The following is a 14,098-nucleotide window of genomic DNA, read 5'->3' as shown; positions in this document are numbered from 1 at the left end:
CATATGTTGACGCTCGGGGTCGTGTCAGCTTATGCTGACGAGGTGAGCTTGACGACCGATCTCGACCACGCGGTGCGCAGCACCGATCCCGACGTCGCACTGCGCGCCGTCGCCCGGTTGCGGCGGCTGACCGAACAGCTCGAGGCCGACCGGGTGGCGGCCGCGCGGCGGGCCGGCTGGTCGTGGCAGGACATCGCCGAGCGGCTCGGCGTCACCAAGCAGACCGTGCACCGCAAGCACCGCGGCCGGGAGGGCTGATGTTCCAGGGCGACCATCCCGCGGTGGGGCAGGTGATGCGCCGGGCGTGCCGGCTGGCGCACGAGCTCGGGCACCCCCGGGTCGGCAGCGAACACCTGCTGCTCGCGCTGACCGAGGGGCCCTTGTCCGGGCTCGGCGGCATCGAGCAGGCGGTGTGCCGGGCGGCCCCGGACGGCGCGGGCGTGGCGGCCGACCGGGAAGCGCTGGCCGCGCTCGGCGTCGACCTCGGGACGCTGCCGGGAGCCCTCGCGGACCGGCCGCCGGCCAAGGAGCCCTTGTTCCCTCTGGGGGTGGGGAAAGCCCGGCGGCGGTGCGCCCGGGCGGTGCCACCGGTCGGCCTGGACGTCCAAGCCGTCTACGCCGCGTCCCTGCGGCTCGCGCTCGCCCGCCGGGAGCGCCGGCACCGCGTCGAGCACCTGGCGCTGGCGCTGGTCGCGCTCGACCCCGGCGCCGAGTGGGTCATGCGGACGACCGGCGTCGACCGCGGCGAGCTGCTGTCCCGGCTCGCTGCGGCCTTCCCGCCGCCGCGGCGGAACCGGCTGCTGCGGGCCGAGCGCCGGGTGGGCCGCCGGTCCCGGTGCGGCGACATCGTGCGGCGCTACCAGCACACGACGGGCCGGACGGCGGTGGCACCGTCGGCGTTGGCCGCCCTGGTGCACTGACGCCGGCCGGCTTGTTGTCCGGTCGCCAGCGCCCCAATGTGGCGTTCGGTGCGTTGGACGCACCGAACGCCACATTGGGTGCGTTGGACGCAACCAACGCCACATTGGGGCGCTTGGGGCAGGGGCGTCAGAGGGGGTTGAACACGCCCAGCGGCGCGGTGCAGAACGGGCCGCCGACGTACTCGGCCGCCGGGCCGGTCGGTGCGGGCTTGGCCGCCAGCTGGTCCGCGTACACCTCCGCGTCGTCCAGGGACTTGTAGCCCAGGGCCTCCGCCTCCGCCAGCGAGTAGATCCGGCGCGTGTTGTCCGAGACGCCCCAGATCAGCCGGTAGCCCGGCGAAGGCGCCGACAGGCAGGCCTCGAACAGCCGCGCGCCGTCGTCGGGGGACAGCCAGGTCGTCAGGCCGCGGGGGCCCAGCTTCAGCGGGGTCTCGAAGCACGAGCCGATGCGGATCACGATCACGTCCATGCCGAAGCGGGAGTGGTACAGGCTGCCGAGGGCCTCGATCGCCGCCTTGGAGACGCCGTAGTACGTGTCCGGGCGCGGTGAGCTGTCCGCGGGCAGGTCGGAGTCCACCCTGCGGAAGCCCACCGCGTGGTTGCTCGAGGCCAGGATCACCCGCTGGATCCCCGCGGCCCGCGCGGCCTCCAGGACCGTCTGCGTCCCGTTGATGTTGACGTCGAGGGTGGCTTCCCAGGTGTTCTCGCGGCTGTGGCCGCCCAGGTGGATCAGCGCGTCGACGCCTTCGCACGCTTCCGCCATCGCCGCCGCGTCGGTCACCGACGCCGTCACGATCTCTTCGCCTTCGGAAGAGGCCGTCTGCGGGGCCACGTCGAGCAGGCGCAGCACCCGGCCGGGGCGACGCAGGCGGGGGCGCATCAGGGTGCCGACGACACCCGCCGACCCGGTGATGAGCACGCGCTGGTCCGTCATGGGGTTCCTTTCACACAGAAGGGTTAACGGATGCCGGCCCGGCGCAGCTGCTGCCCGAGCTCGGCGGTGGTCTCGGCGAGCAGCTCGCCGACGCGGCGGGCGTCGTCGTCGGTCACCTGGGCGATCGGCATCGAGCAGCTGATCGCGTCGGTGCCCGGGATGCGGTAGGGGATCACCGCGGCGACGCACCGGACGCCGAGCGTGCCTTCCTCGACCTCGGCGGCGTACCCGCGCTCGCGGGTGGCGGCGAACTCGGCGTGCAGGGCTTCGAGCGAGGTGATGGTGTTCGGGGTCAGCGCGGTCAGCGTCGCCGGCATCAGCGCCTCGATCTCGTCGTGCGTCAGCTCGGCCAGCAGCGCCTTGCCCAGCGCGGTCGCGTGCGCGGGCAGCGTGCGCCCGACGCGCGAGACCAGGTGGGTCGAGCGCTGCGACTCCCGCGTCTCCAGGTAGACGACTTCGGTGCCGTTGCGGCGCGCGAAGTGCGCGGTGAAGCCCGTCTTTTCCCGGATGCGCTCCAGCGCCTCGGTGGCGAACGGGACCACGGCGTCGCGGTCGAGGTACGCCGTGCCGCAGATCAGCGCGCGGACGCCGAGGCGGTAGCGGGCGGTGTTCGTGTCGGCTTCCAGCCAGCCGGCCTCGAGCAGCGTCCGCAGCAGGCCGTGCAGCGACGAGCGCGGGAAGCCGGTGCGGGCGTGCAGGTCCGACAGCGACAGCCAGACGTCGTTCGCCGCGAACGTCTCGATGAGGTCGACGGCCCGGCGCGCGGACTTCACCCCCGACGACTCGGCCGGGGCGCTCTCGGCCGCGTTGTCCACCTTCTGCGGCATTTGTGCTCCTCCGTCCGGCCGTTGACTTGTGACCCCGGCCATATTAGCGTCCCGAACAACGTTCTTATGGATGAACATAATCACTATAACAGACTCCGTTCATAGATGTGAACAGCTAGGCCGCATCGACGTGGACGCGGAAGGGAGCCTGCGGTGCACGCACTCGACTGGACGATGATCTGCGCGTACTTCGCGCTGATGATCGTGATCGGCTGGTGGTCGCACAAGAGAATCAGCGACGTGAAGGACTTCTTCACCGCCGGCGGCCGAATGCCGTGGTGGCTGGCCGGCATCTCGCACCACATGTCCGGCTACAGCGCCGTGCTCTTCGTCGCGTACGCGGGCGTCGCGTACACCAGCGGCGTCACCGTCTACTTCTGGGGCTTCGCCAGCATCGGCATCGGCGTGGGCATCGGCAGCTGGCTCTTCGCCGCCCGCTGGAACCGGCTGCGCTCGAAGCTGGGCGTCGCCTCGCCGCTGGAGTACCTGGCCAAGCGGTACAACGTGCCGACGCAGCAGGCCCTGGCCTGGAGCGGCAGCCTGCTGAAGATCTTCGACATCGCGGCCAAGTGGTTCGCCGTCGCGACGCTGCTGCACGTCTTCGCCGGCCTGGACTACAACCTCGGCATCCTCATCACCGGCGCGGTCACCCTGGTCTACTGCACCATCGGCGGCCTGTGGGCCGACGCGCTCACCGACTTCGGCCAGTTCGTCATCCAGGCCATCGCCGCGATCGTGATGATCGTCGTGGTGCTCGCCAAGCTGGGCGGGATCTCCGCGCTCTGGACGATGTGGGACAAACTCCCCGAAGGCCACGTCAACCCGGTGACGTCCAAGTACACCACCATCTTCTTGCTCGTCTACGTGCTGGTGAAGACGCTGGAGTACAACGGAGGCATGTGGAACCTGGCGCAGCGGTACATGGCCGCGCCGAACACCCACGAGGCCAAGCGCGGCGCGCGGCTTTCGTCCGCGCTGTACCTGCTGTGGCCGCTGGTGCTGATGTTCCCGATGTTCGCCGCGCCGCTGCTCATCCCGGGCATCAAGGACCCGACGCAGTCCTACGCGATCATGACCACGACGTTCCTGCCGCCGGGCCTGATCGGGCTGGTGCTGGCCGGCATCTTCTCGCACACCATGGCGATGGTCTCCTCCGACGCCAACGCGATCTCCGCGGTGATCACCCGCGACATGATCCCGGCGATGTTCCGCCGCGCCCGTCAGTGGACCGACACCCAGGGCCTCAAGGCGGCCCGGATCACCACGGTCGTGTTCGTCGCGCTGACCATGCTGGTGGCCACCCAGGCGCAGAACCTCGGCGGCGTGCTGCAGATCGTCGTCAACTGGGTCGCCGCGCTGATGGGCCCGATCTCGATCCCGCTGCTGCTGGGCATGCTGCCGTGGTTCCGCAAGTGCGGCCCGCGCGCGGCGCTGATCTCCTGGGCGGGCGGCCTGATCGACTACGCGCTGGTGTACTACGTCTTCAAGGCGAACCAGACGGTGCTGGTCGCGACCCCGATCCTGGTCTCGCTCGCGCTCTACGTCGGTCTCGGCCTGCTCGCCCCCGAGCGCAGCGCGGCCGCCGATGAGATCGTCGACACCGTGAACCATGCCGACGACGACGTCGACCGGAAGCAGGAAGGCACGGCCGTGCCCGCCTGACGAGAGGCCTCACCCGGCCGAACCCGAATAAGGACGAGAGAGCAGAAAACAGATGGCACAGAACGAGATCGAGCTGGACGGCCTGCTGGCGTTCCCCCTCACCCCGTTCACCGAGGACCTCGAGGTCAACCTCGACGCGCTCGCGGAGAACGTGGAGAGCCACATCGCGGCGGGCGCCGGTGCGCTGTTCGTCGCGTGCGGCACCGGCGAGTTCAGCTCGCTCTCGCCCGCCGAGGTCACCTCGGTGCTCACCCGGGCCCGGGAGGTGGCCGCCGGCCGCGTTCCGGTCTGGGTGGGCGCCGGGGGCGGCGCGGCGTCGGCGCGGGCCGGGATCGCGGCGGCACAGGCGGCGGGCGCGGACGGCGTCCTGCTGCTACCGCCGTACCTGGTGACCGGGCCGTCTTCGGGGCTGGTCGATTTCGTCCGGTACGCCGTCGGCGACTCGACGGTGCCGGTCATCGTCTACCACCGCGGCACCGGCGTGTTCACCGCGCCGGCCGCGGCCGCGCTGCTCGACATCCCGTCGGTCGTCGGCCTCAAGGACGGCTACGGCGACGTCGAGTGCATGACCCGGATCGTCACCACGATCCGGTCGCAAGACACCGAGCGGGCACGGAACTTCCTGTTCTTCAACGGGTTGCCGACCGCGGAGGTCTCGGCCAAGGCGTACGCGGCGATCGGGGTCGCCCGGTACTCCTCGGCCGTGCACTGCTTCGCCCCGGAGATCGCGCACCGCTTCCACCGCGCGCTCGGCGAGGGCGACACGCGGGTGATGGACGCCCTGCTCACCGGCTTCTACCTGCCGCTGGTGGCGTTGCGGGACGAGACGCCCGGCTTCGCCGTCTCGCTGGTGAAGGCGGCCGCCCGGCTGCGCGGCGACAAGGTCGGCCCGGTCCGGCCGCCGCTGGTCGAGCCGACCCCGGAGCAGATCCGCCGGCTGGAGAAGGTCGTCGAGGACGGCTTCGTGACGCTGAAGGGGCTCGGCTGATGCAGATCCTCGACGTGGTGCTGACCCCGGTCGCGTTCGCGGACCCGCCACTGCTCAACGTCATGGGCGTGCACGAGCCGTTCGCGCTGCGCAGCGTCGTCCAGGTCAAGTGCGAGGACGGCGTCGTCGGGCTCGGCGAGTCCTACGGCGACGAGGCGTTCCTCGGCGAGGTGCGCAAGGTGCTGCCGCGGCTGCGCGGCCACGACGTGTTCGACCTGCCCGGCCTGCAGCGGCTGGTCGCGGAGGCGCTGTCGGACACCGTGCTGACCGACGCGCACGGCCTGATCGGCGGGTTCTCCATCCGCAAGACCATCGGCAGCGTGTACTCGCTGTTCGAGGTCGCCTGCCTGGACGCGCAGGGGCACTACCTGGGCCGTCCGGTGACCGACCTGCTCGGCGGCAGGGCGCGCGACGCCGTCGAGTTCTCCGCCTACCTGTTCTACAAGTACGGCAAGCACGCCGACGGCCGCGAGGACTCCTGGGGCGAGATCACCACGCCGGAGACGCTGGTCGGGTCGGCGAAGCGGATGGCCGGCGAGTACGGGTTCAAGTCGATCAAGCTGAAGGGCGGGGTGTTCGAGCCCGCGCAGGAGATCGACGGGATCCGCGCGCTGGCCGAGGCGTTCCCCGGGCACCCGCTGCGGATCGACCCGAACGGCGCCTGGACGGTCGAGACGGGCATCCGCGTCGCCCGTGAGCTCGACGGTGTCCTGGAGTACCTCGAAGACCCGACGCCGGGCATCGACGGCATGGCACAGGTCGCCGCCGAGGCGTCGATGCCGCTGGCCACCAACATGTGCGTGGTCAACTTCGGTGACGTCGAGCCGGGCTTCCGGGCGCGGGCGATCGGCGTGCTGCTGTCGGACCACCACTTCTGGGGCGGCCTGCGGGCGACGCAGGCGTTGTCGGTGACGTGCGAGAGCTTCGGCGTCGGCCTGTCGATGCACTCCAACAGCCACCTCGGGATCAGCCTGGCCGCGATGGTGCAGGTCGCCGCGGCCACGCCGCACCTGACCTACGCCTGCGACACGCACTGGCCGTGGAAGGTCGAGGACGTCATCGAGCCGGGCGTGCTGGAGTTCCGCGAGGGGGCCGTCGCGGTGCCGGCGACCCCGGGCCTCGGGATCACCCTCGACGAGGACGCGCTGGCCCGCCTGCACGAGAACTACGTCCGATGTGGACTGAAGAAGCGGGACGACGTGACGTACATGCGGAACTTCGTGCCGGGGTTCGAGCCGAACACGGCGAGGTGGTGAGCGGGTGAAGGTGACCGGATACGCCTACCCCTGGGACGTCCTGGAGGCCGGGTTCGTTCCCCGGGTTCAGGCGCTCGGCGTCGACGAGGTGGCCGTGGCGCTGTCCTACCACAGCGCCCGTGCGGCGACACCGTGGTCGGCGTCGACGACCGCCGTGGTCGCGCGGCACGCGGCGTTCTACCGGCCGGTGCTTCCGGCGGCGTGGGGTGCGCTGCGTCCGTCCACTCCGGACTGGGTGATTTCGGAGGACTCCGGGGGTGATGCCGTCCGGCTGCTGAACGAGGCCGGGGTCCCGGCCGCCGCGTGGATCGTGCTGACCCACAACTCGCAGCTCGGCTACGAGCACCCGGACGTCGTCGTGCGGAACTGCTTCGGCGAGGCCTACCCGTGGGCGCTGTGCCCTTCTCAGCCCGCTGTGCGCGAGTACGCCGCTGCGGTGACCGCGGGGGCTGTCGCCGGGCTGGAGCTGTCGTCGGTGATCCTCGAGGCCTGCGGGCCGCTCGGCGCGGTGCACCAGCACCAGCACGAGAAGACCGACGGCGTGTGGGCGCCCGCGGTGGCCCGGCTGCTGTCGATCTGCTGCTGCGACGCCTGCGCCGCGGCCTGGGACGTCGACGCGGACACCGTCCGGGCCCAGCTGGCCAACGAGGTGCGGCGGCTGATCGCCACCGGTGACCTCGGGGTGACGGCCGACGGCTTGCCGCCTTCGTTGACCTCGATGCTGTTGCGGGTCCGCCAGGTCGCCACCGACGCGTTGCGAGCCGCGGTTTTGGCCACGCTGCCGCCGGGCACCCGGGCCGTGCTGCACGGCGCGCTCGACCCGTGGGTCACCGGCGCGCTGCCCGGGCTGACGCCGTCGGCACCCGACGACGTCGACGCGGTCGTATTGTTCGGGTGGGCCCCCGCCACGGGAGCCGAGGCCGTCGCGGCGGCCCGGGACGCCCTGCCCGAACGCGTGGCGATCGCGAGTTACATCACGGCGGTCGCCGCCGCGCCGGTGCCGGACATCGCCGGGTACGTCGGCGAGCTGGCCAAGGCGGGTGCCGCCGAGCTGCACCTGTACCACCTCGGCCTGGCCGGTCCGGGTCGCTGGGGCGACCTGGAAACGGCCACCGCCGCCGCCCATGACAACTGAGGAGCTGTTCCCCCGATGAGCCAGGCCACCGACGCCGCCACGCTCGAGAAGATCCTGGCGGGAGCCGCCGACGCGGCCCGCCCCGCCGCCGAGGCGACCCCGGCCGAACGCGCCGGCTGGCTGACCGCCGTCGCCGACGCCCTCGACGCCGCCGCGGACGAGCTGGTCCCGCTGGCGCACGCCGAGACGCACCTGCCGGAGTCGCCGCGGCTGGCCGGCGAGCTGAAGCGCACGACGTTCCAGCTGCGCCTGTTCGCCGAGGTCCTCGCCGACGGTGAGTACCTCGGCGCGACGGTCGACCACGCCGACCCGGACTGGCCGATGGGCCCGCGTCCGGACATCCGCCGCGTCAAGACCGCGATCGGGCCCGTGCTGGTGTTCGCGGCCGGCAACTTCCCGTTCGCGTTCAGCGTCGCGGGTGGCGACACGGCGTCCGCGCTGGCCGCGGGCTGCCCGGTGGTCCTCAAGGCCCACCCCGGGCACCCGGAGCTCTCGGCGCAGACCGGCTCGATCGTGCGGGAGGCGCTGATCAAGGCCGGTGCGCCGGCCGCGCTGTTCAACGTGATCTTCGGCCAGGACGAGGGCGTCACGGCGCTCAAGGACCCGCGGATCGCGGCGGCGTCGTTCACCGGCTCGATCCCCGGCGGGCGGGCCCTGTTCGACATCGCGGCGGCGCGGCCGCGGCCGATCCCGTTCTACGGCGAGCTGGGCAGTGTCAACCCGGTCGTGGTGACGGAGGCCGCGGTGGCCGCGCGCGGGGAGGCCGTGGCGAAGGGCTACGCCGCGTCGTTCACCCTCGGAGCCGGCCAGTTCTGCACCAAGCCGGGCCTGCTGTTTCTCCCGGAGGACCACGGCCTGACGGACGCGTTGCGCGCGGCCCTCGACGGGGCGCCGGCGCAGCCGATGCTGAACGACCGGATCGCCTCCGGGTTTTCGTCCCGGTTGTCCGAGCTGCAAGAGGTCCCGGGCGTCGAGGTCGTGTCTTCGTCTCCTTCGTCCGCGCCGGCGTTCTCCCCGACACTGCTGGCCACGACCGGCAAGCAGTTCCTCGAGGGCGGCGCCACGGTGCACGAGGAGTGCTTCGGGCCGGCGTCGCTGATCGTCACGTACGCCGACCAGGCGGAGCTGCTGCGCCTGCTGGAGGTGATCGAACCGGGGCTCACCGCCACGATCCACGGCGAGGAGTCCGATGTGGACTGGCTCCGGCCGGTGCTGCCGTCACTGGCCCGCATCGCCGGTCGGCTGCTGTGGAACGACTGGCCCACCGGAGTGACGGTGAGCTGGGCCCAGCAGCACGGCGGCCCGTACCCGGCCACAACGGCCCCGACGACGACATCGGTCGGCACGGCGGCGATCGAGCGGTTCCTGCGCCCGATCGCCTGGCAGGGCTTCCCGGACGCGTTGCTGCCCGAACCCCTGCAGGAGGCCAACCCCTGGCAACTGCCCCGCCGCACCGACGGCTCCCGCTGACCCGCGGGGGCGCCCCCGGTTCCACTCTATCGCTCGGCACCGACAGTTTCCGGTGCCGAGAGCTCCGGAGGTCACCCACAGGGCCACCAGCTTTCCCGAAGGTGACCTCCGGAAAACGAATCCGCCGCCGCACAACTGAATTCCGTTCCCCGCAAGCCAAGGATGTCTTGATCCTGGGAGGCATTGTCATGCCCGTGAACCGGAGAAACGCCCTGCGCGGTGGTGCCCTGGCGGCCGCTTCCACCGTGCTCCTGACCCGCCCGGCCTTCGCCGCGGCCGCACCCGCACCCGCAGCCGCAGCCGCAGCCACAGCCACAGCCACAAAAACCGCCGCGACCGCGCCGATCGTCGCCGCCTATCGGCAGTTGCAGACCGGGATCAACCGGCCGTCGCCGGAACGGGCCGAGGCACTCGTCAACCTCGGCCGCGTCGCCAAGGCCTACAACTCGACCCTGTCCGTGGCCGGGGGCGGGGCTCCACTGTGGACTGATCTGCCGCTCGGCCCGGGCAGTGACTACACGACGTCGATGTACGCGCGGCTGCGGGCGATCGCCGTCGACTGGGGGACGCCGGGCAGTGCACTGTCCGGCGACCCGATCGTGCTCGATCGCATCAAGGCCGCGCTGGAACTCCTCTACGCCAGCCAGTACAACGAAAACGTCGGCGAAATCGGCAACTGGTACACCTACGAAATCGGCATCCCGTACTACCTGCTGCACACGCTGTCGGTCGTCGCGGACGAACTGACCGCCGAGCAGCTCGCGCGGTACCTCAAGCCGGTCAAGCGGTTCGTCGGCAACCCGAACCTGCGCGCGAACAACCCGTCGGTCGTCGAAACCGGCGCCAACCGCGCGGACAAGGCGCTCATCTCGATCGTCGCGGGCGCGATGCTCGGCGACACGGCGTGGATCAAGACCGGCATCGACGCGCTCACCGACGTCGCGGGCGGGGGCGCGGCGAGCGTCGTCGCGAAACTGGACCGCGCGGCAGGTGACGGCTTCCACGTCGACGGCTCGTTCATCCAGCACGACACGATCCCGTACCCCGGCCACTACGGCATCGTGCTGCTCAGCGCGCTCGCCGGCGCCATCCACGTCACGCAGGGCACCGAATACGCGCTCCCGCAGCCGTTGAAGGACAAGATCTACGCGCTCGTCGCGGACAGCTTCGCGCCCTTCGTCTACGCGGGCGCGCTGATGGAGCCGGTGCGCGGGCGGATGCTCTCGCGGCAGGGGGAGACCGGCCACGACATCGGCCACCAGCTCACCGTCGCCACGCTGGTGCTCGCCCGGACGGCGTCGGGCAGGACGAAGACCGACCTGAACGCCCTCGCCGCGAAGTGGATCAAGGAAGGCGAGTACGCGCCGTTCCTGAAGATCCCGGACCCGGAGCGGTTCGCGCCCGGCCCCGACCTGGTGGCGACGCCGGGCATCGAGTTCGCGCAGGACATGCTGGCCGCCGGCGCGCGCCCGGCGCGGGTCGAGGCGACGCACCGGATCTTCGGCCAGCAGGACAGGCTGGTCCACGTCACCGACGGCTGGTCGGCCTCGCTCGGCGTCAGCTCGACGCGGATCTCGCGCTACGAAGCCATCAACGGCCAGAACCTCAAGGGCTACCACGTCGGCGACGGCGTGCTCTACACGTTCCTGCCGAACGCCAAGGGCCACTACACCGACGCCTACTGGCCGACGGTCGACCCGCTGCTGCTGCCGGGCACGACCGAGCACGACGGCCCGGTCGACCCCAGGTTCGGCGGGGTCCCGGTGGGCCCGAACGCGCACACCGGCGGCGTCCGGTGGGACGCCCGGCACGGCGCCCACGCCTTCGGCTTCACGAACTGGGACGGCTCGCTGGTCGCGAAGAAGTCGTGGTTCTTCACCCCGGACGGGATCGTCTGCCTCGGCGCCGGGATCACCAGCACGTCCCCGTCCGCGGTCCGCACCACGATCGAAAACCGCAACCTCGGCGAGGGCGGCCGCGGCGCGCTGCTGGCCGACGGCCGGCGCGTCGCGACCGAGCTCGGGAAGAGCTCGGCGCTGCGGCGGCCGCGCTGGGTGCACCTGGAGAACGTCGGCGGGTACCTGCTCCTCGACGACGCTTCGGTGACGGCACTGCGCGAAGACCGGACCGGCGCGTGGCGCGACATCGACACGGGCGCCAACACCAAGGGCACGACGACGCCGAACACGCGCCGGTACCAGAAGCTCGTCCTGGAACACGGCGTGAAGCCGACGGACGCGAAGTACGCGTACGCGGTGCTGCCGGGGGCGTCGGTGATCGACACGCTCACAGCGTCCCGATCGTGGCGCGTGCTGGCGAACACCTCGGTGGTGCAGGCCATCCGGGTGGGCGGCACGGTGCTCGCGAACTTCTTCGCGGCCGGCTCGGCCGGCGAGCTGACCGTGTCCGGGCCGGCGTCGGTGGCGATCGGGCGCTGCGGGGCCCGGACCCAGCTCGCGGTGGCGGATCCGACGCAGCTGCAGGACAGCGTCACGGTGACGGTGCGTGGTCGCGCCGTCGTGGTGCCGATGGCGGGCACCTTCGGCGCGACGAAGGTCGTCCTGGTGTGAGACCTCCCCGCCGGGCCGGTGCCCCGACCCGGTCCGGCGGGGTCCCCACCTCGTAGGCTGCCGGCATGACCGAGCACGTGGACGTCCTGATCGTGGGCGCCGGCCTGTCCGGCATCGGCGCGGCCTGCCGGCTGCAGGAGCGGTTGCCGGGCAAGACGTACGCCGTGCTGGAAGCGCGTGACACGATCGGCGGCACCTGGGACCTCTTCCGGTACCCGGGCATCCGGTCGGATTCGGACATGTTCACCCTCGGTTACCCGTTTCGGCCGTGGAAGGACCCGAAGGCGATCGCCGACGGCCCGGCGATCCTCAGCTACATCCGCTCGACGGCGTCGTCCTTCGGGGTCACCGAGCACATCCGCTTCGGCCACCGGGTGACGCGGGCGTCGTGGTCGACGCCGGACGCGCGCTGGACCGTTTCGACCGCGCACGGCGCCACGTTCACCTGCCGCTTCCTGTACCTGTGCAGCGGTTACTACTCGTACGACTCGGGGCACGTCGTCGACTTCCCCGGCCGGGAGGAGTTCGGCGGCGAGATCGTGCACCCGCAGCACTGGCCGGATTCGCTGGACCACACGGACAAGCGGGTCGTGGTGATCGGCAGCGGCGCGACGGCCGTGACGCTGGTCCCGGCGCTCGCCTCGCGCGCTTCGCACGTGACGATGCTGCAGCGGTCGCCGTCGTACGTCGTGGCGAGGCCGGGCCGGGACGCGCTGGCCGACCGGCTCCGGGCGCTGCTGCCGGAGAAGGCGGCGCACCGGCTGGTCCGCGGCAAGAACGTGGTCATGGGCACGCTGTTCTTCCAGCTGATGCGGCGGCTGCCGCGCCGGACGTCGCTGGTGCTGCGCAAGCGCGTGGCGGCGCAGCTGCCGGCGTCCATCCCGGTCGACCCGCACTTCGTGCCGTCGTACGACCCGTGGGACCAGCGGCTGTGCCTGGTGCCGGACGCGGACCTGTTCCGGGCGTTGCGTTCGGGCCGGGCGGACATCGTGACCGACCGGATCGCGCGGTTCACCTCCTCCGGCGTGGCGCTGGAATCGGGCCGCGCGTTGCCGGCGGACGTCATCGTGACGGCAACGGGACTCCGGCTGGTGGCGTTCGGCGGGATCGCGCTGACGGTCGACGGCCGCGACATCGAGCCGGGCGAGCAGCGGGCGTACAAGGGCACGATGTTCGGCGGGGTGCCCAACCTGGCGTGGTGCGTGGGGTACACGAACAGCTCGTGGACGCTGCGAGCGGACCTGGCGTCGCAGTACGTGTGCCGCCTGCTGGCGTACCTGGACCGGCGCGGGTTCGCGTTCTGCGTACCGGACGCGACGTCGGCGGCGGGCGCGGGCCGGCCGCGGCCGATCGTGGACCTGCAGTCGGGGTACATCAAGCGGGCCGCCGCCGACCTGCCGAAGCAGGGTGGGCGACGGCCCTGGATGATGCGCCAGAACTACCTGCTGGACCTGGCGGACATGCGGTTCAACCGCCTCGCCGACGGCGTGCTGCGGTTCGGCCGCTGACTTTCCGGGCAGCGGAAAGACGGCCTTTGTGGGTGGCGTTCGATGTCCGTTGGCTGCTGGTGATCGATTTTCTCGTCTGTCACGGTGGGTGAACACAAGTCATCACGTGATCAGGGAGGAAACACTGATGCGAATGGGATCTCTGGTGAAAGCGGTGGCGGTCGCGCTGGCCGTGCTGGCCGGCGGCGTCGCCGTCACCGCACCGGCGTCGGCCACGACGACCGGTATCACTTTCCGGACAGGCAGTGACCTGCACTCCGGTGACTGCACGCTGTTCCACGGCGCGACCTGGATCCTGAATTCGGACGGGACGGCCTCGTTCGACGGCACGGTCACCAGCAGCGACGACAACGACGCGTGGCTGATGTGGGCGCACGTGATGGACCGCAACGGCGCCGAGCTGGGCCTGGTGGGCAACACCTTCCCGAACACGCCGGACCCGAACAAGTTCGCCCAGAACATGCCGGACAGCAGCCTGCAGTACCGCTTCCTGGCGACGGGCCACTTCCCGGCCTCGTGGTACGGCCTGATCGGCCAGTTGCGGCTCGAGTACCACTGCTGAGGGGTATCACGCGTGATCCGGGAGGCATCACGCGTGATTGAAGGGGCATCACGCGTGATCGGGGAGTCGACACGCGCGTGAGCGGGCCCCGGAACCGGGGGTTCCGGGGCCCGCTTGCGTCAGCCTTGGCGGGCCTTCGAGCGCGGGTTGTCCTTGTTGATCACGAAGACGCGGTTGCCGCGCCGGATGACCTGGGCGCCCGGCTGGCGGGCGAGCGAACGGATCGAGCTGCGGACCTTCATGGTGAGCGTCCTTCCCGTGGGCAC

Annotated in this window: 13 protein-coding genes; 10 read left to right on the top strand and 3 right to left on the bottom strand. The window is 71.4% G+C overall.

Features of this window, described 5'->3' with window-relative positions:
* The first annotated feature begins 48 nt into the window (after positions 1-48).
* Both BLW76_RS33315 and BLW76_RS33310 read left to right on the top strand, forming a co-directional pair.
* The gene (locus BLW76_RS33315) at positions 49-258 is read left to right on the top strand and encodes a helix-turn-helix domain-containing protein (protein ID WP_091314948.1); all 210 of its coding nucleotides are present in this window, start codon (positions 49-51) and stop codon (positions 256-258) included.
* Positions 258-920 carry a Clp protease N-terminal domain-containing protein gene (locus tag BLW76_RS33310; RefSeq protein ID WP_091314946.1) on the top strand — a complete coding sequence of 221 codons (663 nt, stop codon included), beginning with the start codon at positions 258-260 and terminating at the stop codon, positions 918-920. Before BLW76_RS33315 ends, BLW76_RS33310 begins: the two co-directional genes overlap by 1 nt.
* Positions 921-1,047: 127 nt before the next feature.
* On the opposite strand, the gene BLW76_RS33305 is transcribed toward BLW76_RS33310, so the two are convergent.
* Both BLW76_RS33305 and BLW76_RS33300 read right to left on the bottom strand, forming a co-directional pair.
* Positions 1,048-1,854, bottom strand: a complete 807-nt coding sequence (locus tag BLW76_RS33305; RefSeq protein ID WP_091314943.1) for an NAD-dependent epimerase/dehydratase family protein — start codon at positions 1,852-1,854, stop codon at positions 1,048-1,050.
* Between the two features lie 23 nt (positions 1,855-1,877).
* Complete coding sequence (locus tag BLW76_RS33300) at positions 1,878-2,681, bottom strand: IclR family transcriptional regulator (protein ID WP_091314941.1); 804 nt, start codon at positions 2,679-2,681, stop codon at positions 1,878-1,880.
* Between the two features lie 153 nt (positions 2,682-2,834).
* Between BLW76_RS33300 and BLW76_RS33295 the strand changes: the two genes are divergently transcribed.
* The 8 genes from BLW76_RS33295 (at position 2,835) to BLW76_RS33260 (ending at position 13,832) form a co-directional block, all read left to right on the top strand.
* Complete coding sequence (locus tag BLW76_RS33295) at positions 2,835-4,343, top strand: sodium:solute symporter family protein (RefSeq protein WP_091314938.1); 1,509 nt, start codon at positions 2,835-2,837, stop codon at positions 4,341-4,343.
* 52 nt (positions 4,344-4,395) lie between these two features.
* Positions 4,396-5,331 (top strand): 5-dehydro-4-deoxyglucarate dehydratase, encoded by a 936-nt coding sequence (locus tag BLW76_RS33290; RefSeq protein WP_091314936.1) that lies wholly within the window; start codon positions 4,396-4,398, stop codon positions 5,329-5,331.
* Positions 5,331-6,587 (top strand): glucarate dehydratase family protein, encoded by a 1,257-nt coding sequence (locus tag BLW76_RS33285; protein ID WP_091314933.1) that lies wholly within the window; start codon positions 5,331-5,333, stop codon positions 6,585-6,587. Before BLW76_RS33290 ends, BLW76_RS33285 begins: the two co-directional genes overlap by 1 nt.
* 4 nt (positions 6,588-6,591) lie before the next feature.
* Positions 6,592-7,722, top strand: coding sequence for a hypothetical protein (locus BLW76_RS33280; protein WP_091314930.1), 1,131 nt, complete (start codon positions 6,592-6,594; stop codon positions 7,720-7,722).
* A gap of 15 nt (positions 7,723-7,737) precedes the next feature.
* Complete coding sequence (locus BLW76_RS33275; RefSeq protein ID WP_091314927.1) at positions 7,738-9,192, top strand: aldehyde dehydrogenase (NADP(+)); 1,455 nt, start codon at positions 7,738-7,740, stop codon at positions 9,190-9,192.
* Between the two features lie 188 nt (positions 9,193-9,380).
* On the top strand, positions 9,381-11,762 hold the full coding sequence (locus BLW76_RS33270; protein WP_208613443.1) for a polysaccharide lyase 8 family protein: 2,382 nt from the start codon (positions 9,381-9,383) through the stop codon (positions 11,760-11,762).
* Between the two features lie 65 nt (positions 11,763-11,827).
* On the top strand, positions 11,828-13,270 hold the full coding sequence (locus tag BLW76_RS33265; RefSeq protein ID WP_091314923.1) for a flavin-containing monooxygenase: 1,443 nt from the start codon (positions 11,828-11,830) through the stop codon (positions 13,268-13,270).
* 127 nt (positions 13,271-13,397) lie between these two features.
* Complete coding sequence (locus tag BLW76_RS33260; RefSeq protein ID WP_143060732.1) at positions 13,398-13,832, top strand: DUF6294 family protein; 435 nt, start codon at positions 13,398-13,400, stop codon at positions 13,830-13,832.
* A 119-nt stretch (positions 13,833-13,951) separates the two neighbouring features.
* On the opposite strand, the gene rpmJ is transcribed toward BLW76_RS33260, so the two are convergent.
* Positions 13,952-14,074, bottom strand: coding sequence for a 50S ribosomal protein L36 (gene rpmJ / locus BLW76_RS33255; RefSeq protein ID WP_043775060.1), 123 nt, complete (start codon positions 14,072-14,074; stop codon positions 13,952-13,954).
* Positions 14,075-14,098: the final 24 nt, after the last annotated feature.

The sequence above is a fragment of the Amycolatopsis tolypomycina genome (assembly GCF_900105945.1).
In the GTDB taxonomy this organism is placed as follows: domain Bacteria; phylum Actinomycetota; class Actinomycetes; order Mycobacteriales; family Pseudonocardiaceae; genus Amycolatopsis; species Amycolatopsis tolypomycina.
The sequence above is the reverse complement of the archived record's forward strand: the minus strand, read 5'-3'. Positions and strand labels throughout refer to the sequence as shown.